This is a genomic window from Salipiger abyssi (assembly GCF_017311415.1).
GTDB lineage: Bacteria > Pseudomonadota > Alphaproteobacteria > Rhodobacterales > Rhodobacteraceae > Salipiger > Salipiger abyssi_A.
The window spans coordinates 70,450-89,213 of sequence record NZ_JAEKIS010000015.1; the positions used below are offsets into that span (position 1 = coordinate 70,450).

Below are 18,764 nucleotides of genomic sequence, written 5' to 3' on the forward strand. Positions count from 1 at the left end.
TGACGTCCGGCAGCGCCGTTAATTATTCGTTCGATTCCAGCAGGGCGCGGAACTCTGCGAGCGCCTTTGCGCCGGGCTTGCCGATCTGTTCCAGCTGCGCCGCCCAGTTGTCCGACAGAGAGGCGAGCTTGGTGTCGAGCCCCGCCTTTTCGTCCTCGGTGATCTCGTGGATCTCGACGCCCTGCTCCTTCATGAAGGCCATGGCCTCGGCGTTGCCCTCGACGGCATAGGAGCAATAGGCCTGCTCTGCCTCGACCCCGGCAGCGTCGACCGCGGCCTTGGCCTCGTCGCTCAGAGCCTGGTATTTCTGGTCGGTCATCATCAGGATGACGATGGCGCCGCCGAAACTGTAGCCCGAGGTGCCGTATTGGGCAGAGCGGTAGAGCTCGTACTGCTTGGAGCTGAGATAGGTCAGCATGGCGCCGTCGATGGTGCCACGCGACAGCGATTGCATGATCTCGGGCGAAGACATCTTGACCGCGACGCCACCGAGCTCGGAAACTTCCAGTTCCATCGCGCCGCCGGCGGTGCGGATCTTGCGCCCGGCGAAATCCTCTGCGCCGTGGATCGGCTGGCGCGAGATCGTCGCGTAGGACGGGAAGACATAAAAGGACAGCGGGTGCAGCCCCTTGGGTGCGATATCGTCCTCATAGATCACGCCGCCTTCGGAGGCGAGGCGGCGGATCGCCTGCGCGCCGTTGCAGGGGTTCTGATACATGCCCGGCATCTCGACCACGCCGAAGAGCGGGAAGCGGTCTGTGTAATATCCCAGCGCGATCTCGACCACATCGAGCGCGCCGGCGGTCATCAGGTCGAGCAGCTGGTTGGCCTTGCCGGCCTGCTGCGCGGGGTAGAATTCGAACTCCACCGGCGCCCCGGAGTCGGTGACGGCATCCATCCAGACCTGCGTGCCATGCGCGACGATATGGTGCGATTCCGGCAGGAAGGAGGCGACCTTCAGTTTGGTCGTCTCCTGTGCCTGCGCGGGCATGCCCAGCGTCGCGCCGACGACCGAGGCCACGGCGGCGAGATTGGAAATGTGTTTCATGTGCTCCTCCACGTTGGCGGAATTTATTCCGCAAGCGCTGAAGGACGCAAATGGTGTGCCACGACTGCCGTTGCGTCACCTGGCAGCCGTGGCAAAGGGGTCAGTCGATGCCGTAGGTCTCTACGTCGATCTTGTCGTAGATCTCGGTTTTCAGCAGCGCCGCGAGCGCCGCGGGGTCGCGCGCGTCGATCTCCGACAGGAGCGCGTTCCAGCGGTCATGTGCCTCATCCGCATGCGCCACCAGTTCGCTGGGATCGTCGATATTGCGCTTGTCCATCTCGAAGGCGGCGAAGCCGTCGCGATACTCGGCCTTGTAGGCCTCCATCTGCGCGGCAAGGTCCTCGTCGGGCTCGATCACCGCGACGCCCTGTTCGTTGGCCGCCGCATAGGCGCCTTCCAGGCTTTCCTCCCATTCGATCATATTGACCGCCGTGGTCATCGCCGCCGCGTCGAGAAGCTGCCGGCGTTCCTCGGGGGTGATGTCGTTCCAGAAGTCACGGTTGAAGAAATAGCCGCCGGTGTCGAGCCAGCCGAGCGACAGGGTGGTGACGGAATCCGCGACCTCGACCAGATTGAAGTAATCGGTCAGGAACAGCGGGTCGCCCACCGCGCAGTCGATGGAATTGCGTTGCAGGCCGGTATAGATCTCCGAGCCCGGCACGCTGACCGAGGTGGCGCCGACGGCGTTCAGCCATGCCACATGGGCGCTGCTGGTGACGCGGATCTTCTTGCCGTCGAGATCGTCGAGCCCGTGGATCTCGCCCTTGCAGATCAGGTTGTAGGGGCCGTTGGCGCCCGTTGAGACGAATACCGCGTCGTGGCTCTTGTACTCGTCCTGGATCGAGGGATCGGTCAGCTTGGTCTCGATCGAGCCGATGGCCAGCGCGGTGAGCGAGCCTTCATAGGCGAAGGCGAAATCGCTCATGACATTGTCGAGCGGCAGGTCGGAGGGCACATAGGCGCCGGTGATGTGCACGAATTGCGCGACATTGGCGCTGAGCCCGGAGAGGCTGCCATCGGCGGGCAGCAGGGCGCCGGCGGCATGCAGATCGAAAGTCAGCTCACCGCCGGAAATCTCGTCGATCTGCGAGACATATTCCTGCATGAACTTGCCGTTGGGTGAGCCGAGCCCCAGCCAGGTCGCGGCGAGATAGGTGTCGGCGACCGCCGGCGCGGCCGCCAGTAGCGCGCAAAGCGCCGTGGCAGACATCGTGTAACGCATGTGGTTCCTCCCTCCGAACGTTATGTAAATACATTTGATGCAAATCGCGTGCCAATTGGAAAGCAGCCCGTCACCGGGCATGCCCGTCTGCCGCGCGTGGCGCGTGGTGCGGGTCAGTCGGGATCGCCGCCCAGGGCCTCCAGCTTCTTGTAAAGATAGGAGCGCGACACGCCGAGATGCTCGGCGGCCTTCTTCTTGTTGCCCTTGAAGCGGATGATCGCGTCGTTGATCAGCTTGGCCTCCAGCTCCTCCAGATTGTCCTTGAGCGAGCCGCTTTTTGCCTGCGGGCTGGTCACGCTGGCAGCTTTCCTCGCGGGCTTCATGCTTGCCTGCTGCGTCCGGAAATCGGCGACGCTCATCCGGCCGGTTTCGCAGAACACAAAGGCCCGCTCCATCACATGGCGAAGCTGGCGGATATTGCCGGGCCAGTCCTGCTCCATCAGGAAGGAATGCACATCCGGGTCGATCTCGGGCACCGGGCGGTTGTACTGCTTGGCGAGATCGGCGGCGAAATGATTGATGAGCAGGGGAATGTCCTCAAGCCGCTCTTCGAGGCTCGGCAGCACGATGACCACCGGGCTGATGCGGTAGAACAGGTCGAGCCGGAAGCGGCCTTCCTCCACGAATGTCTCCAGATCGCGGTTCGTGGCGCTGCACAGGCGGAAATCCACATGTTTGGGCTTGTCGCCGCCGACCCGCTCGACGATGCGGTCCTGAAGCACGCGCAGCAGCTTCGACTGGGTGTCGAGCGCCATGTCGCCGATCTCGTCGAGAAAGATCGTGCCCTTGTCGGCCTGCTCGAACTTGCCGGGCCGTCCCTTGCGGTCGGCGCCGGTGAAAGAGCCGGCCTCGTAGCCGAAGAGCTCGCTTTCCACCAGCGTGTCGGGCAGGGCGGCGGCGTTGATAGTGACCAGCCGGCCAGATTGCCGCGCGCTCATCATGTGCAGCGCCTGCGCCACCAGCTCCTTGCCGGTGCCGCTTTCGCCCTGGATCAGCACGGGGATGTCCAGCGGCGCGATCTTGCGGATCTGTTCGCGCACCGACTGGATGGCGAGGCTCTGGCCGATGATCATGTCGAGGAATTCCTCGCCCTTCACCTTCTGCCGGGTCTCTTTCTTGTAGACGGCAATCTCGGATTCCAGATCGTGGATCCGCTTGGACATCGCTTCGAGCTGCTGCGGCCCCTTGAACATCACCCGCCCGATGGCGCCCACGACCTTGCCGTCGCGGCGGATCGGGTGGCGCGAGACAACGCGCTCGTTGCCCTGCATGTGCTGGATCTGGCCGACCTCGGCGATGCCGGTGCGCACCACCTTGTGCAGGCGGGTGTTCTCGATCACGTCGCGCACGTTCTTGCCGACGCCCTCGCCGTTATGCATGCCAAAGAATTTCTCGTGGATCGGCGAGATGAAGGCGACCTTCTCCTTGGCATCGACCACCGCCATGGCATCATAGGGGTCGGTGAGGATGTGGTTGAGGATGTCATAGGCGAAGGGCACGTTGAGGATGAAGTTCATCACCACGTCGCTGGCGCTGTCCGACAGCACCGTCAGATAGCCGCCGGCGATTTCCGAGGTGATCGCGATGAGCTTGTGGTCGGTGAGCAGAATCGGCCGCATCCGGGCGGCGATCGCCTCCTGAATCCATTCCTCGTCGTCGAGCATTTCCTCGATCCGCGGGTCGGTCGCGATGCCGAAACTCCACAGCAGCCCGCCCTCGCTGTCGTTGACGGCGACACCCTGGATGCTGATTGTCCTATCTTTTTCAGACATTGGATTGCTCATTTCCTTGTTTGCGTTAACCTACGAAGAGAGTCGCGTCGGCACAACCGTGAATCGTACTCAGGGATAACACTATTGTGCCATGTATGTTCTCATCGCGGTCACGCACTCTGTTTTTTCTCTTGCAATTGATTTGGAATCCCCGCAAAAAGTCGTAGTCGAGGACAGATTTCTGGTAAATCTGTCTCTCGGCCGGGCCTGCCGGCACAGACGCGCGGCAGGGGGAGAGGCACTGGGTCGCTTGGTTGGGAGGCCGGGTCGGACCGCACGCATCACATGAGAGACGGACACGGGCCGTTGCATCAGGGAGGGAGCCATGCAGCTTCGCCATGAGGTTGGTGTATTTACCAAACAGACCGTCGCGATCACCTCGCAGGTCATCCAGTCGATCCGGATTCTCCAGCTCAGCGCCAACGAGCTCGACGACTTTCTGAGGGATCAGGCAGAGCGTAACCCTTTGATGGAATTGGTCGGACAGAGCAGCGACGCCGATGTCGCGGCGCCCTCGACCAGCCTCAACGCCCAGAGCGCCCCGGCGCCCGAGCGCGGCGCCTCTGGCGGCGACGGCATGGGGATGGGCGGCTCCGGGTCTCGCGCAGCCGTCGGCGAGCGCGACGACAACGGTATCGAGCGTTACCTCGCCGCCGAGATCAGCCTGCGCGACCATCTCAACCGGCAGGCGGCGATGACCTTCCGCGATCCCGCCGAGGCGATGATTGCCGTCGAGCTCATCGAGTCGCTGGATCAGAGCGGCTATCTGGGCAAAAATGTTAAGTCAATTTGCCGCCGCCTCGGCACCACCGAGGAGCGGGTCGAGCAGGTGCTGAAGCGCGTGCAGGGCTTCGAGCCCGCCGGCATCGCCGCGCGTAGCCTCGCCGAATGTCTGGAGATCCAGCTGCGCGAGAAGAACCGCTTCGATCCGGCCATGGCCTGCATGATCGAGAACCTGCCGCTGCTGGCGAAATACGATCTCAGGAAGCTGGCAAAGCTCTGCGGTGTCGACCTTGAGGACATTGCCGAGATGGCCGCCGAGATCCGCGATCTCGATCCGCGCCCGGGCCGGCGGTTCGACACCACTCCGACTCCGCCGGCGCTGCCCGACGTGATCGTGCGTTCCGCCGAGGATGGCGGCTATCAGGTCGAGCTGAACACCGCGCTGCTGCCGCGCGTGCTGGTCAACCGCCAGTATTACGCCGAGATCACCGCCGGCAAGCTCGGATCGAAGGACAAGCGCTTTGTCGTCGATTGCATGAAAAACGCCACCTGGCTGGCGCGCAATGTCGATCAGCGCGCCCGCACCATCCTGAATGTCGCCACCGAGATCGTCACCCAGCAGGAGGCGTTCCTGAAACACGGGGTCGAGCATCTCAAGCCGCTCAATCTCAGCGATGTGGCCGAGACCGTGGGCGTGCATGTCTCGACCGTGTGTCGCGCGATCTCCAACAAGTTCCTGATGACGGATCGCGGCCTCTATGAGCTGCGGTTTTTCTTTACCAACTCCATCGCCTCGGTGGACGGCGAGGGGGATCTGTCGTCGGAAACCGTGCGCCACAAGATCGCCGCGCTGGTCAATGCCGAGACCGCCAAGACCGTGCTGTCGGACGAGGCCATCGTCAGCGAGCTGCGCAAGGGCGGCATCGACATCGCGCGGCGCACCGTCGCCAAGTATCGCGACATCATGAATATCCCCTCGTCGCTGCAACGCCGCCGGCAGAAACAGGCGGAAGAGGCCTATGCCTGAGCCCGTCCGGGCACGCGCTGGCACATGATTTGCTTGGTTTCCCCTGAACGGTTTGTGAGGAAACAGGGGGGATCATGGCTGCCGCATTCGAGGACATTCTCTACGAGATCGACGGGCATATCGCGACGATCACCATCAACCGCCCGGAAAAGCTGAATTCCTGCACGCCCGAGACCATGCGCGAGATCGAGACGGCGCTCGACATGGCGGGCAAGGATCCGGTGGTGGGGGTGATCGTCTTCACCGGCGCGGGCGAGAAATCCTTTTGCGCCGGCGCCGATGTCTCCAAGCAGCGCGAGGGCAAGATGGGCCATACCGGCCCGCGCGAATTCGCGCCGCCCTATCTGACCTTCAGCCAGTGCCCCAAGCCGATCATCGCGCGGGTCAATGGCTATGCGGTGGGCGGGGGCAACCATTTCGCCTATTTCTGCGATTTCACCATCGCCGCCGATCACGCGATCTTTTCCCAGAGCGAGCCACGCGTCGCCTATCCGACCTCGGGGCCGGTGATCAGCTATCTGGTGCGCGTGGTGGGTCACAAGCGCGCTCGCGAGATGTGGATGCTGGGGCGGAAATACTCGGCGCAGCAGATGTATGACTGGGGTCTGGTCAATGCGGTGGTGCCGATGGCGGATCTCGATGCCGAGGTGGCGAAATGGTGCGACGAGCTGCTCGCCGTCGCGCCCACCTGTCTCAAGGTCTACAAGGCCACTTTCGTGCAGGAATTCCAGGATCTGCTGGGACAGGGCGACAGCCTGCGCCGCTGGATCGTGCCCGACAATTACCGCGATACCGAACAGAAGGAAGGGACGACGGCCTTTCTCGAGAAGCGCAAACCCGATTTCTCGCGATTCCGCGCGGCCCCCGAACAGAAGGACTGACCGACATGACCATGACTTTCGCCAATGGCGACAGCCTCGAATACTGGAAGGGCGCCGAAGAGGGCAAGCTGCTGTTCCAGAAGTGCAAATCCTGTGGCGCGGTGCAGTTCCCGCCGCGTCATCACTGCGCCACCTGCTGGGAGGCCGATCTCGACTGGAGCGAAAGCGCCGGCACCGGCACGGTCGAGACCTTCACCATCGTGCGCCGCGCGCCGCTGCCGGCGTTTCGCGACAAGGTGCCGTATGTGGTCGCCTCGATCATCGTGGCCGAAGGCCCGCGCATGATTGCGGCGCTGGTGGGGGACGACGCGCTCGATGTGAAGATCGGCGACGCGGTGACGGTCGATTTCGAGACGGATCACGAGGGCAACACGCTGCCCGTGTTCCGCCGCGCCTGAGCCGCGCCGACGCCCCAGACAGACACGACACAGGAGGAGACCGCCGTGGCCGATACAGCGCCGAAACACCCCAGAAGCCCGCTTCAGACCTTTGCCCCCGACATGCTCAGGGGCAAGGCCGCCTTTGTCACCGGGGGGGGCACCGGCATCGGCTTTGGCATCGCCCGTGTTCTGGGCCTGCTGGGCGCCAGTGTCTGCATCGTCAGCCGCAAGGAGGATGTGCTGACCGAGGCGAAAGCCAGGCTCGCCGCCGAAGGGATCGAGGCGACCTATGTGGCGGTGGATATCCGCGATTTCGATGCGGTGCAGGCGGCGGTCGACACCTGCGTGGCCGAGCTGGGCTCGCTCGACATCCTGGTGAACTGCGCCGCCGGGCTGTTTCACAGCCCCGCCGAGGATCTGACCGAGAACGGCTGGAAGGTGCTGGTCGATATCAATCTCAACGGCGCCTGGGCCTGCTGCAAGGCGGCGTTCAAGCCGCTGCGCGACGCGCCGGATGGCGGGCGCATCGTCAATATCGTCTCGCCCTTCGCCTGGCTGAGCTGGCCGGGTTCGGCCAATGCCGCCGCCGCCAAGGCGGGGCTGATTTCCATGGCGCATACGCTGGCGGTGGAGTGGGGGCGCTACAATATCCATATCAACAATATCGCGCCGGGCCCCATCGGCGGCACCGGCGGCATCAACCGCATGGCCGACGATCCCACACGCTTTGCCGAGGAGATGGAGCGCACCGCGCTCGGCCGGGTGGGCGAGATCGGCGACATTGCCGAGGCGGTGGCCTTCTTCGCCTCGCCGGCGGGGTCGTTCATCTCGGGCGCCGATCTGCTGGTCGATGGCGGGCGGCAATACAATGTCGTACCCTCCAAGGTCCGAAACCTGCATGCGCTCTGAGCTCGGGGCGGGTAGCCTTGGGGCAATCGACAAAGGGAGTGCCATGCTCGACCGCCTGCTGAGAACAGAGACCGCCGTCGCCACCTATTCCGGCGTGGTGAAGCGATGGGAATGCGACCGCAACAATCACTGGAACGTGCAGTTCTATGTGCGCGCCTTCCAGATGGCCTCCGAGATTCTGGCCACCGCCGCAACCGGCGAGAACCCGGGGTCCGAGAGCACCGGTTTCCGGCATTACCGCTTTCATGGCGAGCTGTTCTGTCCCGAGACCATGCGGGTGCTGTCGGCGCGCATCGCCGAGGGGCCCTATGCCGGCTGGGTGCTGCACCGGATGCTCAAGGGCAAGGATGACCGGCTTTCGGCCACGGCCATCGAAATGCCTGCCTATCCGGTGGCTGACTTGCCTGCCTGCACGGCGGAGGAGCTTCAGCCGGCCCTGCCGCGCGGGCTTCCTGCCACGCCGCATGAGCTTGTCGCGGTGCCGCGCGATCCGCAGGGCGCAGCGCTGCCCACGGCGATGGTGGGTGTGGTCCGGCCCTCGGATGTGGATCACCGCAACTGCCTGCAATGGAACGCGCTCGCCTCGCTCTGTTCCGGGGCGTCGCACAGTTTCCTCAATCAGATCGGGCTCACGGCGGACTGGATCAACGAGAGCAACTGCAACCGCATGGCGGTGGAGATGAGCTTTACCCTGCATGGCGGCTGTGGAGTGGGCGACAGTCTCGACGTACAGTCCTGGGTGTCGGATCTGGGCTCGCGCCATTTCACCACGCGGCACCAGATCGTCAACACACAGACCGGCGCGCCCTGCGCGACGCTGGAGCAGCTCTTGCTGGTGATCGACCTGGAAAAACGCAAGCCCGTGACCGTGCCGGAGTTCCTCCGCGATGCGGCACGCGCCTACGGGCTCGGTGAGCCGGAATGAGCGCCGAGACGGTGACCCATCACGCCTTTGTGCCGGCCTGGGAGATCGACGCCAACGACCACTGGAACACCGCCTTTTACGTGCGCGCCTTTCAGCAGGCCTCCGAGCGCTTTGCGCAGGGCGTGCCCGGGCCGCAGCCCGCCGCGCCGCCGGAGGTGTTCCATGTGCGGTTCTTCCGAGAGCTGCGGCTGCTTGAAACCCTGTCCATCGGCTCTGTCCGTCTTTCCGAGGCGCGGGCGCCCTACGGTGTGGCGCATATCATCCGCGAGGGCAGCAGCGGGCGCGTCGCCGCCTCTGCGCTGGAGCTGCGCGGCGACGGGCTCGGCCCGGATCCGCAGGGCAGCGATGCCGAGGCTTATGCGCCGCGCAGCCTGCCGCCGGGGCCGCATGGCGTCAGCGACACCGGCGCGGCGCTGGCAGAGGGGCGGGCAACGGTCACCCATGCGGGCATCCTGCGGCCCGAGGATTTCGACGGCACTGGCAAGCTGCTGATGAGCGCGCTGCATATGCGGGTCTCGGACGGCAACGGTCATCTCTGGCAATTCGTTGGGGTGTCTTCGGATGCGTTTTACGGGCGCGGTCTGGGCCGCGCCATCGTCGAGCTGAAGATCACCCGGCAGGGCAATGCGGCGCCCGGCACTCCGGTGCGGCAGGTGTCCTGGTTCCGCGAGATCGGGCGCAAATCCATCGAGATCCGTCACCAGCTCGAAGATCTCCGCACCGGCGCCGCGCTGTCGAGCATCAGCACTATCACGCTGATCCTCGACATGGCGGCGCGCAAATCCACCGAGCTGCCGCCGGATCTGGCCGAGGCGCTGCGGGCCGCTGGTGCCTAGCGGCGCATCAGGCAGGCAAAGACCAGCCCGAGCAGCGCAAAGCCCGAGGCGGTCTGGAAGAGCGCGGTGAAACTGTCGGAATAAAGCCGCACGACCTCGTGGCGGGTCTCCTCCGACAGCGTTTCGAGCAGTGCCGGCGTCATCTCCGAGCCCGAGAGGCCGGAGGCGGTTTCCAGCCCTGTCACCCCCAGTGCGATGATCGTGCCATAGATGGCGATGGCCAGCGCCGCACCCACCGTGCGCACCAGCGAAATGGCCCCCGTCGCGGCACCGACATCGCCCTCGGGCGCGGAAAGCTGCGCGCCCAGCATGATGGCGTTCATCGCCAGCCCCATGGAAAAGCCCTGCATCACGAACAGCCCGGCAAGATAGGGCTGCGGCATGTCATGCGGCAGCCAGGCGATCAGCCCCAGCACCAGCGCGCAGAGGCTGAAGGCGGCGCGCAGCGGCCGGGTGAAATGCACATCGCGCGACATCAGCCGACCGGCGATCAGCGCGCCGCTCGACACGCCGATGGTGATGGCGATGAAATAGAGCCCCGCCGCAGAGGGCGACAGGCCGACGCCCATTTGCAGGAAATAGGCGAAATAGGTGATCAGCCCGACCGAGATCGCGCCGTTGCAGAGCGTCAGCGCCACAAGCAGCGCGAAATTGCGCTGCGCGAAGAGGGTCAGCGGCACCACCGGTTCGGGGGCGCGGCGCTCGACGCGGATCCAGAGCGCGGCGCCAGCCAGAACCAGGGCGCCGAGGGTCAGGCTGAGCGGGGTGGCGAAACCGTCGAAGAGCCGGGCGCTGTCGACCCAGATCACCAGCGTGGTCACTGTCATCGCGAGGATCAGCGCGCCGGCATAGTCGATGATCGGCTGCCGCCCGGATTTGTGCTGCGGCATGAAATGCAGAAAGCCGAAGATCGCGATCAGCCCCATCGGCGCGGTGACCAGAAAGATCGAGCGCCAGCCAAGCGTGACCGTCAGGAAGCCGCCCAGCGTCGGGCCGATGACCGAGCCGAAGACGAAGACGAAGCTCAGGTAGCTTTGAAACCGCGCCCGGGTGCGCGGGGCGAAAAGATCGGCGCTCACCGCAAAGACCGAAACGAGCAGCCCGCCATTGCCCAGCCCCTGAAGGATGCGCGCCGAGATCAGGCTGGTCATCGACCAGCTCGCGGCGCAGAGCAGCGAGCCGATGGTAAAGATCACCAGCGCGGCGATCACCACGGTCTTGCGCCCGATCAGGTCGCCCAGCTTGCCATAGACCGGCATCACCGCGCATTGTGCCAGTACATAGGCCGAGACCAGCCAGCTGAAATGCTCCGCCTGGCCGAGATCGCCGACAATGGTGGGCAGCGCAGTGGCGACGATCTGGTTGTCCAGCGTCGCGATCATCTGGGTCAGCATGAGAAAGCCGAAGACGATCAGCTGGTTGCGCGTGGGGCCCGGCTCTGAGGCGATCTGTTTCTCTGGATAGGCGCCGGAATCCTTGGGCATCGGGGTCACCGCGAACAGGGGAGGGGAGGACACCCCCGTGGGGCGGCCATGAAGGCGATTTACATGACTTCCGCATATATGTCAAAATCATGCTTCGGGAGAGAGGGAAGGCAGCGCATGGACCGGACGGACAGTATCGAGCGCATCGGCGGGGGGCTGGTGCAGATGAAGCTGATGATCGGGCGCCGGGTGATCGGGCGCACGGCGATGGCCAATCAGGCGGCGACGATGGAGGTCTCGGCGCTCGATGCGCTGTCGATCGTGCCCGGCGCCGAGGAGGGGCAGGGCGTGATGATCAACGAGATCGCAAAGGCGATGCGGGTGGATCAGTCGCGCGCCAGCCGTCTGGTCTCGACCCTGGTCGGGCACGGGCTGGTGGAGCGCCGGGTCTCGTCCAACGATGCGCGCCGGGCGCTGGTGGTGCGCACGGCGCGCGGCAGCGAGATGCTGGCCGAGATCGCCCAGCTCCGCAACGCACTGATTTCAGAAGTCATTTCTGACTGGAGCGATGAGGACGCCGAGCGCTTCTCGAAGCTGATGATCCGCTTTCTCGATGCGTTCAACGCCGGGCTTTCGGAGCTGGAGCAAGATTAGCGCGACGGGTCAGACCGCCTCGATGATCATTGCGGTGCCCTGGCCCACGCCTACGCACATGGTGCAGAGCGCATAGCGCCCGCCGCGGCGCTTCAGCTCATAGGCGGCGGTCAGCACAAGCCGCGCGCCCGACATGCCGAGCGGGTGGCCGAGTGCGATGGCGCCACCATTGGGGTTCACTTGTTCGGCGTCGTCGGGCACCCCCAGCTCGCGCAGGGTGGCGAGCGCCTGGCTGGCGAAGGCCTCGTTGAGCTCGATGACGTCCATGTCTTCAATCTTCAGTCCGGTACGCTCCAGCACCTTGCGGGTGGCGGGCACCGGGCCCACGCCCATGACGCGCGGCGGCACGCCGGCGGCGGCCATGCCGACGATGCGGGCCATCGGCGTCAGCCCATGTTTCGCGGCGGCGGCCTCATTGGCGAGCAGCAGCGCCGCGGCGCCGTCATTGACGCCGGAGGCATTGCCGGCGGTCACGGTCAGATCCGGGCCGTTGACGCCGCGCAGCCCGGCAAGTTTATCTGCGGTGGTGCCGGGGCGGGGATGTTCGTCGGTATCGACGATCATCGGATCGGCCTTGCGCTGCGGCACGCTCACCGGAACGATTTCATCGGCAAAGATCCCCTTTTCATGCGCCGCCTGCCAGCGCGCCTGTGACCGGGCCGCGAACGCATCCTGGTCTTCGCGGCTGACACTGTAGTCGGCAGCGACATTGTCAGCGGTCTGCGGCATGGAATGGGTGCCGTGCTCGGCATCCATCTTGGGGTTCACGAAGCGCCAGCCGATGGTGGTGTCATAGACCGTATTGGCGCGGGAAAAGGCGCTGGTGGCCTTGGGCATGACGAAGGGCGCGCGGCTCATGCTCTCGACCCCGCCGGCGAGGACGAAATCGTAATCGCCCGCGCGGATCCCGCGCGAGCCGGCGCCGACCGCGTCCATGCCGCTGGCGCAGAGCCGGTTCATCGTTGTGCCCGAGACGTTCACCGGCAGTCCGGCGAGCAGCGCCGCCATGCGCGCCACGTTGCGGTTGTCCTCGCCCGCCTGGTTGGCGGAGCCGAAAATCACCTCGTCGAGCGCCGACCAGTCGGTTTCGGGGTGACGCTCCATCAGCGCCCGGATCGGCAGCGCCGCCAGATCGTCGGCGCGGATCGAGGACAGCTTGCCGCCATAGCGGCCGATGGGCGTGCGCACGGCGTCGCAGATGAATGAATCCATGTCTTTGTCTCCGGTAGGAATGGGCGCCGGTCCCCGGCTGTCATGAGCGGGGGCCGGCGGTCTCTGACCCGTGCCGGCCCCCGTTTCGTCCTTTCGCCGGGATGGGAGGATCGGCGGCGAAAGGCGGGCGCGGCGGCGGGGAAGGGAGGAGGGAGGTGCCGCCGCGCCGGTCTCAGTTGCCCGTGAAACTGGGCTTGCGCTTTTCCTTGAAGGCGGCGACCGCCTCCTTGTGGTCGGCGCTGGTGCGCACCAGCGCGATATGCGAGCTGAGCGTGTCGAGATGCGAGTGCAGATCGGCATTCAGCCCCTGATAGACCATGCGCTTGATGAAGCGGACCGAGAGCGGCGCGGCCTCGGCGATCTGCTCGGCATAGGCTTTCACCTCGGCGCGGAACGTGTCGTCGGGGAAGACGCGGTTGACCAGCCCCAGCGACAGCGCCTCGTCGGCCGCGACCCAGCGCGAGGTCCAGAACATATCCAGCGCGGCGGCGGTGCCGATGATGCGCGGCAGGAACCAGGCGCCGCCGACGCCGGGGATCAGCCCCATCTTGGCATAGGTCTCGGCCACCCGCGCCGAAGACGCCATCAGGCGCACGTCGCACATCAGCGCCACGTCGAGCCCGCCGCCCACCGCCATGCCGTTGATTGCGGCGATGATCGGCTTGTCGATCTCGGCCACCTTGCGCGCCAGCGACTGGGTATTTTCGACCATGCCCGCCTTGGCCTGCAAGGGCGTCTGTTCCGACTTGCCCTTGAAGCGGCTGGTGTCGCCGCCCGCCGAAAACGAGGTCTCGGTGCCGGTGAAGACGATCACCTTCACATCGTCGCGCGTCTTGCACTCTTCCAGCCAGGCAACCCATTGCCGGACCATGTCGTCATGGAAGGAATTGCGCTTGTCGGGCCGGTTGATCGTGATCGTGGCGACCCCGTTCTCGACCGTGAACAGCAGCTCGTCGGGTGTTGCGTCACTCATCTGTGGTCTTTCCGCTCATGCCTCGGGACGGCATTTGTACATGAAGGTGGCCATCATCGTCTGGACGACCTCGTCGCGCTGGTTCTTGAACTCGCGCTTGACCTTGACGATGCCGCGTCCGGGCTTGGAGGTCAGCCGTTTTTCCAGCACGGTGGTCTTCATATGCACCGTGTCGCCATGCAGCACGGGCTTCAGCATGCGCCATTCGTCGATGCCGATCACCGCGAGCAGCGTGCCGTCATTGACGCCGCTGGCGTAGTTCAGCCCGCCCATGATCGCGTAGATCAGCGGGGCGTGGGCGATAGGCTCGCCGAAAGGGGTCTTTTGCGCGTATTCCCAGTTGGTGTGCACCTCGTTGAAATCGCCCGAGAGGCAGGCGAAATTCACGATATCGGTGTTGGTGACGGTGCGGCGCGGCGTCTCGAAAGAGGATCCGACCTCGAAATCCTCGTAATATTTGCCTCTGGGCTCGGTGGCCATCGTCGGTATCTCCTGTTTCTGTCTCAGCGTGCTTCCGAGGTGAAGACCATGGTGCAATGCGAGGACAGGATGCCGCCCTCGTTATGCACCACCGCCGCCTCGGCTCCGGCGACCTGACGCTCGCCCGCCTCGCCGCGCAGCTGGCGCACGGCCTCGACGATATCCATCAGCCCGCCGACCGCGCCTGCATGGGCGTGGCTCAGCATGCCACCATGGGTGTTGACCGGCAGCTTGCCGCCCACCGCCGCGTGGCCCTCGGCGAAGAAGGCGCCGCCCTCGCCGCGCGGGGCGAGGCCCAGCTCTTCCAGCTCGATGATCGGCACGATGCTGAAGCAGTCGTAGAGCATCGCCAGATCCATGTCCTGCGGCCCGAGCCCGGCCATGTCATAGGCGACCTTGGCGGTGTGCTCGGCGCCGTAATCGGTGAGGCTGGGGGCCGAGGTCAGGTGCTCGTGGGTGTGCAGCTCGCCGATGCCGGCGAGATAGACCGGCTTGCCGGACATGTCCGCCGCGCGCTCGGGGGTGGTGACGACAAAGGCGCCGCCCGCATCCGAGATCAGGCAGCAGTCGAGCATGTTCAGCGGGTCCGAGATCGGCTTGGACTCGAGCACATCGTCGATGGTGATCGGCTTTTTCATATGCGCGTTGGGATGTTTCAGCGCGTGGTTGCGGGTGTTGACTGCCACCGCCGCCATTTCCTCGCGCTTGGTGCCGTATTTGTGCATGTAGGCCTGTGCCACCAGCGCGTAGAGCGAGGGGATGCCGATGCCATAGGGCGCCTCGAAATAGGGGTGGCCGACCGCGGCCAGCGCCGAGACGGCGGCGTCGCGGGAGATGCCGCTGGCGCGGTTCTCGCCGGCGCAAACCAGCACCACATCCGCCTGGCCGGTCTCGACCGCCATCGCCGCGTGGTGCAGCATCACCGCCGGAGAGGCGCCGCCCACCACCATGGAGCCGCCGAAACGCGGGGTGAGGCCGAGATATTCCGCCAGCACCGAGCCGAGCATGAAATAGGGTTCGGTAAAGGAATAGGCGGTCAGCAGCCCGTCGATCTCGGTATGTTTGATCCCGGCATCCGCGATGGCCCGCCGCGCCGCCTGCGCGTTGAGGCCCAGCCCGCTCATATGCGGCAGCTTGCCGATGTCGCTTTCCCCGACACCCACGATGACGGCACGGTTTCTCAGGCTCATTCACTGTCTCCTCACGTAGCGCGGCACGCGCGGCCCGAACCGTCTGACCGGATATCGGGGCGCGGCAAATATTGCCGGGAAAGATGCAAACCGCGTGCCAGCGCGGAGCTGTGCAGCCGCCGCGTGCTCTGGCACGCTGGTTGCGTATGATCGTGGCATATCCGGGCGATGGCGGCCACGGCAGGTCTGCCGCCGCGTCGTCCGCGCAGGGACAGGGCAGCACAGCGCCCATATGAGGATTGAACAGGAAAGGACGATTGAAGAATGGACGACATGCTTCCCGAGGAAATCCCGGCGATCCGGGAGTCGGTGCGCCGCTTCATGGAAACCGAGGTCTGCCCGGTGATGGACGAGTACGAGGCCCGCGGCGAGCTGCCGCGCGAGCTGATCAAGAAAGCGGGTGCGGCGGGCTATTACGGCGCCACCTTCCCCGAACATGTGGGCGGCTCCGAGATGGGCTATCTCGCCGCCGCGATCATCATCGAGGAGATGGCCCGCATGGATATCCGCTATGGCGGGTTCAACCAGAACGGTGGCAACTGCCCGGCCTGCATCTATCTCGGCGGCACCGATGAGCAGATCCGGAAATACGTGCCCGACCTGCTCGCCGGCAATGTGGTGGGCATGATGGCGCTGACCGAGGCGGGCGGCGGTTCGGACGCGGCGGGCGCGATGAAGACCACCGCCAGGCGCGACGGCGATGTCTACAAGCTCAACGGCTCCAAGATGTGGGCGACGCTGGGCGACGAATGCGATGTCGGTATACTGCTCGCCAAGACCGATCCCGAGGCCGGCGCCAAGGGGGTCTCGGCCTTTATCGTGGAGCCCAAGAAGTATCCGGGCTTTACCGCCCAGCCGATCGACGTCGGCTTGTCCAAGGCGTTCCGCGTCTCGGCGGTCTATCTCGACGATTTCACCGTGCCGGCGGAAAACCTGCTGGGCAAGGAAGGCGACGGTTTCAAGATCATCATGCGCGCGCTTCAGGGCGGCCGCGCGGTGATCGGGGCCAAGGCGCTCGGCATCGCCATCGGCGCCTATGAGGATGCGGTGCGCTATGCCAATGAGCGGATCATCAAGGGCTCGCCCATCGGCAAGTACCAGCTCATCCAGGGCCAGATCGCCGAAATGGCCGTGGCCATCGAGGCCAGCCGTGCGCTGGTCTATCAGGCAGCACAGCTCATGGACAAGGAGCTGCCGACCAACCGCATCGCCTCCATCGCCAAGTTCCACGCCAGCCAGACAGCCAAGTTCTGCACCGATACCGCGCAGCAGATCTATGGCGGCTACGGGCTGAGCCGCGAATACCGGATCGCGAAATACAAGGCCTATGCGGATCTGATGTTCACCGGCGAGGGCACCGCCAATGTGCAGAAGGTGCTGATCGCCGAGGACGCGCTCGGCTACAAGATCGCCGACCGGCACCACGGCAAGACCGGGCTGCGCAGCATGGCCAAGGCCGGCTGAGCTCCTCGCAAACAGGCAGGACAGGCGGTGGGTTTCGGCCCGCCGCCTTTTCTTTTGCCCGGGCGCAAGGCAGAAAGATTGCCGCCGGCTGTCACAGAACCGGGTTTGGCATCGTCACTGTTTCAGGACATCACCGAAATGGAGCCACCCGATGACCGAACGACTGAACTATTATCAGGCCTCGCCCGAAGCGATTGCCGCGATGCGCCGGCTGGAGGAAGAGACGCAAAAGCTCTCGATCCCGCACGATCTGCGCGAGCTGGTGAAAATGCGCGTGTCGCAGATCAACGGATGCGCCTTCTGCCTGGATATGCACGCGCCCGACGCGCGCGCCGCCGGGATCTCGCAGCAAAAGCTCGACGTGCTGGCCGCATGGCCTGAAAGCCCGGTTTTCGACCGGCGCGAGCGCGCGGCGCTTGGCTGGGCCGATGCGCTGACCCGGCTGGAAAGCAGCGGCGCGCCGGACGCGGCCTATGAGGCGCTGCTGGCAGCGTTCACCCCGCGCGAAAGCGTCGATCTGACGCTGGTCATCAATGCCATCAATGCCTGGAACCGCTTTGCCGTCGGGTTCCGCTCGGCACATCCGCTGCGAAAAGATGCCGCCTGATCCGCGCATCGATCTGTTCATGAGCGAGCGCCGCCGGCTGGCGGGGCTTGCCTATCGCATGACCGGCTCTGTGGCCGAGACCGAGGACATTCTGCAACAGGCCTGGATACGCTTTGCCGATCAGGATCCGGCGCAGCTCGACTCGGTGCCGCGCTGGCTTGGAGCTGTGGTCACCCGGCTCTGCCTCGATTTTCTGAAATCCGCCCGTGTCCGGCGCGAGACCTATGTCGGCGCCTGGTTGCCCGAACCGCTGGTCGCCGGTCGCGCACCCGATGCGGAACGCAGCTGGATCGTCAGCGAGGATGTGAGCATTGCGCTGATCCTGACGCTCGACCGGCTGTCGCCCGAAATGCGTGCCGCCTTTTTGCTGCGCGATGCGTTCGACTATCCGTTCGACGACATCGCCAGGGTAGTCGGGCGCAGCCCGGAGACCTGCCGGCAGCTTGTGTCGCGGGCACGCAAGCGGCTGGTGGGCAGCGAGCCGCCGCCCGACGGAGCGCCGGACCACAGCCTGCCCATTGTCACGGCCTTTTGGCATGCCTGCCGCAGCGGCGACTTGCAGGGGCTGATCGATCTTTTTGCCGAAGAGATCGAGGTGCATACGGATGGCGGCGGCAAGGTGCCTGCCGCGATCAATGTGCTGCGCGGCCGCCGCCGGGCGGCGGGGCTGTTCGCAGGTCTTGCCCGCAAGGCCGCGTTTCCGCCCCCGCCCGTGCCGTCCTTGTACCGCATCAACGGTGCGCCTGGTTTCGTGACGCGCGAGCCGGGCAATGTGCTGCAAACCACGGCCATCGGCATTCGCGGCGACCGAATCGTGGCGGTCTGGATCGTCCGCAATCCCGACAAACTCCGGCATCTGGCGGGCTTGGTCGAAGGGGTGGCCTGACAGCGGTGGCGCTGCGATGAGGGCGGGTTTGGGTTCCGCCCGCGCGATTTGGGGCAGTGCTATTGACCATACTGTCGCGGATGACCAATCTCTGCCGCGTAGCCTCTGACGATCGGTTTGGCGATGCGGCAGACGGGACAAGCATAAGGAC

The 18,764-nt window shown here is 65.1% G+C and carries 18 protein-coding genes; 10 read left to right on the forward strand and 8 right to left on the reverse strand.

The features are described 5' to 3' along the window. Window positions 1-22: 22 nt before the first annotated feature. From dctP to I6N89_RS18605, 3 genes are all read right to left on the reverse strand, one after another. Entirely contained in the window at window positions 23-1,048 is a 1,026-nt protein-coding gene (gene dctP / locus I6N89_RS18595) for a TRAP transporter substrate-binding protein DctP (protein ID WP_207020011.1), read from the reverse strand. Between the two features lie 100 nt (window positions 1,049-1,148). Beyond that, complete coding sequence (locus tag I6N89_RS18600) at window positions 1,149-2,270, reverse strand: C4-dicarboxylate TRAP transporter substrate-binding protein (protein ID WP_207020012.1); 1,122 nt, start codon at window positions 2,268-2,270, stop codon at window positions 1,149-1,151. A 113-nt stretch (window positions 2,271-2,383) separates the two neighbouring features. Continuing rightward, window positions 2,384-4,042 carry a sigma-54 interaction domain-containing protein gene (locus I6N89_RS18605; RefSeq protein ID WP_207020013.1) on the reverse strand — a complete coding sequence of 553 codons (1,659 nt, stop codon included), beginning with the start codon at window positions 4,040-4,042 and terminating at the stop codon, window positions 2,384-2,386. A gap of 325 nt (window positions 4,043-4,367) precedes the next feature. Here I6N89_RS18605 and rpoN point away from each other — a divergent pair, with 325 nt between their 5' ends. The 6 genes from rpoN to I6N89_RS18635 all read left to right on the forward strand — a co-directional run bounded on the left by rpoN (window position 4,368) and on the right by I6N89_RS18635 (window position 9,723). After that, window positions 4,368-5,792 (forward strand): RNA polymerase factor sigma-54, encoded by a 1,425-nt coding sequence (gene rpoN / locus I6N89_RS18610; protein WP_207020014.1) that lies wholly within the window; start codon window positions 4,368-4,370, stop codon window positions 5,790-5,792. A gap of 74 nt (window positions 5,793-5,866) precedes the next feature. Then, window positions 5,867-6,673, forward strand: coding sequence for an enoyl-CoA hydratase-related protein (locus I6N89_RS18615; protein WP_207020015.1), 807 nt, complete (start codon window positions 5,867-5,869; stop codon window positions 6,671-6,673). A gap of 5 nt (window positions 6,674-6,678) precedes the next feature. Then, a complete protein-coding gene (locus I6N89_RS18620) occupies window positions 6,679-7,071 on the forward strand; it encodes a Zn-ribbon domain-containing OB-fold protein (protein ID WP_236016718.1) in 393 nt (130 codons plus the stop codon). A 45-nt stretch (window positions 7,072-7,116) separates the two neighbouring features. Then, entirely contained in the window at window positions 7,117-7,962 is an 846-nt protein-coding gene (locus I6N89_RS18625) for an SDR family oxidoreductase (protein WP_207020016.1), read from the forward strand. Between the two features lie 43 nt (window positions 7,963-8,005). Next, entirely contained in the window at window positions 8,006-8,887 is an 882-nt protein-coding gene (locus tag I6N89_RS18630) for a thioesterase family protein (protein ID WP_207020017.1), read from the forward strand. Beyond that, entirely contained in the window at window positions 8,884-9,723 is an 840-nt protein-coding gene (locus I6N89_RS18635) for an acyl-CoA thioesterase (RefSeq protein ID WP_207020018.1), read from the forward strand. Before I6N89_RS18630 ends, I6N89_RS18635 begins: the two co-directional genes overlap by 4 nt. Here I6N89_RS18635 and I6N89_RS18640 read toward each other — a convergent pair. Beyond that, on the reverse strand, window positions 9,720-11,207 hold the full coding sequence (locus I6N89_RS18640; protein WP_207020019.1) for an MFS transporter: 1,488 nt from the start codon (window positions 11,205-11,207) through the stop codon (window positions 9,720-9,722). The genes I6N89_RS18635 and I6N89_RS18640 overlap by 4 nt on opposite strands. A 117-nt stretch (window positions 11,208-11,324) precedes the next feature. On the opposite strand from I6N89_RS18640, the gene I6N89_RS18645 reads away from it, so the two are divergent. Next, window positions 11,325-11,801, forward strand: coding sequence for a MarR family winged helix-turn-helix transcriptional regulator (locus I6N89_RS18645; RefSeq protein WP_207020020.1), 477 nt, complete (start codon window positions 11,325-11,327; stop codon window positions 11,799-11,801). A gap of 9 nt (window positions 11,802-11,810) precedes the next feature. Here the strand turns inward: I6N89_RS18645 and pcaF are convergent, their stop codons facing one another. From pcaF to I6N89_RS18665, 4 genes are all read right to left on the reverse strand, one after another. Beyond that, entirely contained in the window at window positions 11,811-13,013 is a 1,203-nt protein-coding gene (gene pcaF / locus I6N89_RS18650; RefSeq protein ID WP_207020021.1) for a 3-oxoadipyl-CoA thiolase, read from the reverse strand. Window positions 13,014-13,185: 172 nt separating this feature from the next. Continuing rightward, on the reverse strand, window positions 13,186-13,986 hold the full coding sequence (locus tag I6N89_RS18655; protein WP_207020022.1) for an enoyl-CoA hydratase/isomerase family protein: 801 nt from the start codon (window positions 13,984-13,986) through the stop codon (window positions 13,186-13,188). A 15-nt stretch (window positions 13,987-14,001) separates the two neighbouring features. Then, complete coding sequence (locus I6N89_RS18660; RefSeq protein ID WP_076706271.1) at window positions 14,002-14,466, reverse strand: MaoC/PaaZ C-terminal domain-containing protein; 465 nt, start codon at window positions 14,464-14,466, stop codon at window positions 14,002-14,004. Between the two features lie 23 nt (window positions 14,467-14,489). Then, entirely contained in the window at window positions 14,490-15,656 is a 1,167-nt protein-coding gene (locus tag I6N89_RS18665; protein WP_207020023.1) for a thiolase C-terminal domain-containing protein, read from the reverse strand. A gap of 264 nt (window positions 15,657-15,920) precedes the next feature. Between I6N89_RS18665 and I6N89_RS18670 the strand changes: the two genes are divergently transcribed. The 3 genes from I6N89_RS18670 to sigJ all read left to right on the forward strand — a co-directional run bounded on the left by I6N89_RS18670 (window position 15,921) and on the right by sigJ (window position 18,613). After that, window positions 15,921-17,120, forward strand: coding sequence for an acyl-CoA dehydrogenase family protein (locus I6N89_RS18670; RefSeq protein ID WP_207020024.1), 1,200 nt, complete (start codon window positions 15,921-15,923; stop codon window positions 17,118-17,120). A 151-nt stretch (window positions 17,121-17,271) separates the two neighbouring features. Beyond that, window positions 17,272-17,727 carry a carboxymuconolactone decarboxylase family protein gene (locus tag I6N89_RS18675; RefSeq protein ID WP_207020025.1) on the forward strand — a complete coding sequence of 152 codons (456 nt, stop codon included), beginning with the start codon at window positions 17,272-17,274 and terminating at the stop codon, window positions 17,725-17,727. A gap of 19 nt (window positions 17,728-17,746) precedes the next feature. Next, complete coding sequence (sigJ, locus tag I6N89_RS18680; RefSeq protein WP_207020026.1) at window positions 17,747-18,613, forward strand: RNA polymerase sigma factor SigJ; 867 nt, start codon at window positions 17,747-17,749, stop codon at window positions 18,611-18,613. Window positions 18,614-18,764 lie beyond the last annotated feature (151 nt).

Coding starts and splice junctions, on each gene's coding strand:
- dctP (WP_207020011.1), bottom strand. CDS start 1,048: ATGAAACACATTTCCAATCTCGCCGCCGTGGCCTCGGTCGTCGGCGCG.
- I6N89_RS18600 (WP_207020012.1), bottom strand. CDS start 2,270: ATGCGTTACACGATGTCTGCCACGGCGCTTTGCGCGCTACTGGCGGCC.
- I6N89_RS18605 (WP_207020013.1), bottom strand. CDS start 4,042: ATGTCTGAAAAAGATAGGACAATCAGCATCCAGGGTGTCGCCGTCAAC.
- rpoN (WP_207020014.1), top strand. CDS start 4,368: ATGCAGCTTCGCCATGAGGTTGGTGTATTTACCAAACAGACCGTCGCG.
- I6N89_RS18615 (WP_207020015.1), top strand. CDS start 5,867: ATGGCTGCCGCATTCGAGGACATTCTCTACGAGATCGACGGGCATATC.
- I6N89_RS18620 (WP_236016718.1), top strand. CDS start 6,679: ATGACCATGACTTTCGCCAATGGCGACAGCCTCGAATACTGGAAGGGC.
- I6N89_RS18630 (WP_207020017.1), top strand. CDS start 8,006: ATGCTCGACCGCCTGCTGAGAACAGAGACCGCCGTCGCCACCTATTCC.
- I6N89_RS18635 (WP_207020018.1), top strand. CDS start 8,884: ATGAGCGCCGAGACGGTGACCCATCACGCCTTTGTGCCGGCCTGGGAG.
- I6N89_RS18640 (WP_207020019.1), bottom strand. CDS start 11,207: ATGCCCAAGGATTCCGGCGCCTATCCAGAGAAACAGATCGCCTCAGAG.
- I6N89_RS18645 (WP_207020020.1), top strand. CDS start 11,325: ATGGACCGGACGGACAGTATCGAGCGCATCGGCGGGGGGCTGGTGCAG.
- pcaF (WP_207020021.1), bottom strand. CDS start 13,013: ATGGATTCATTCATCTGCGACGCCGTGCGCACGCCCATCGGCCGCTAT.
- I6N89_RS18655 (WP_207020022.1), bottom strand. CDS start 13,986: ATGAGTGACGCAACACCCGACGAGCTGCTGTTCACGGTCGAGAACGGG.
- I6N89_RS18660 (WP_076706271.1), bottom strand. CDS start 14,466: ATGGCCACCGAGCCCAGAGGCAAATATTACGAGGATTTCGAGGTCGGA.
- I6N89_RS18665 (WP_207020023.1), bottom strand. CDS start 15,656: ATGAGCCTGAGAAACCGTGCCGTCATCGTGGGTGTCGGGGAAAGCGAC.
- I6N89_RS18670 (WP_207020024.1), top strand. CDS start 15,921: ATGGACGACATGCTTCCCGAGGAAATCCCGGCGATCCGGGAGTCGGTG.
- I6N89_RS18675 (WP_207020025.1), top strand. CDS start 17,272: ATGACCGAACGACTGAACTATTATCAGGCCTCGCCCGAAGCGATTGCC.
- sigJ (WP_207020026.1), top strand. CDS start 17,747: ATGAGCGAGCGCCGCCGGCTGGCGGGGCTTGCCTATCGCATGACCGGC.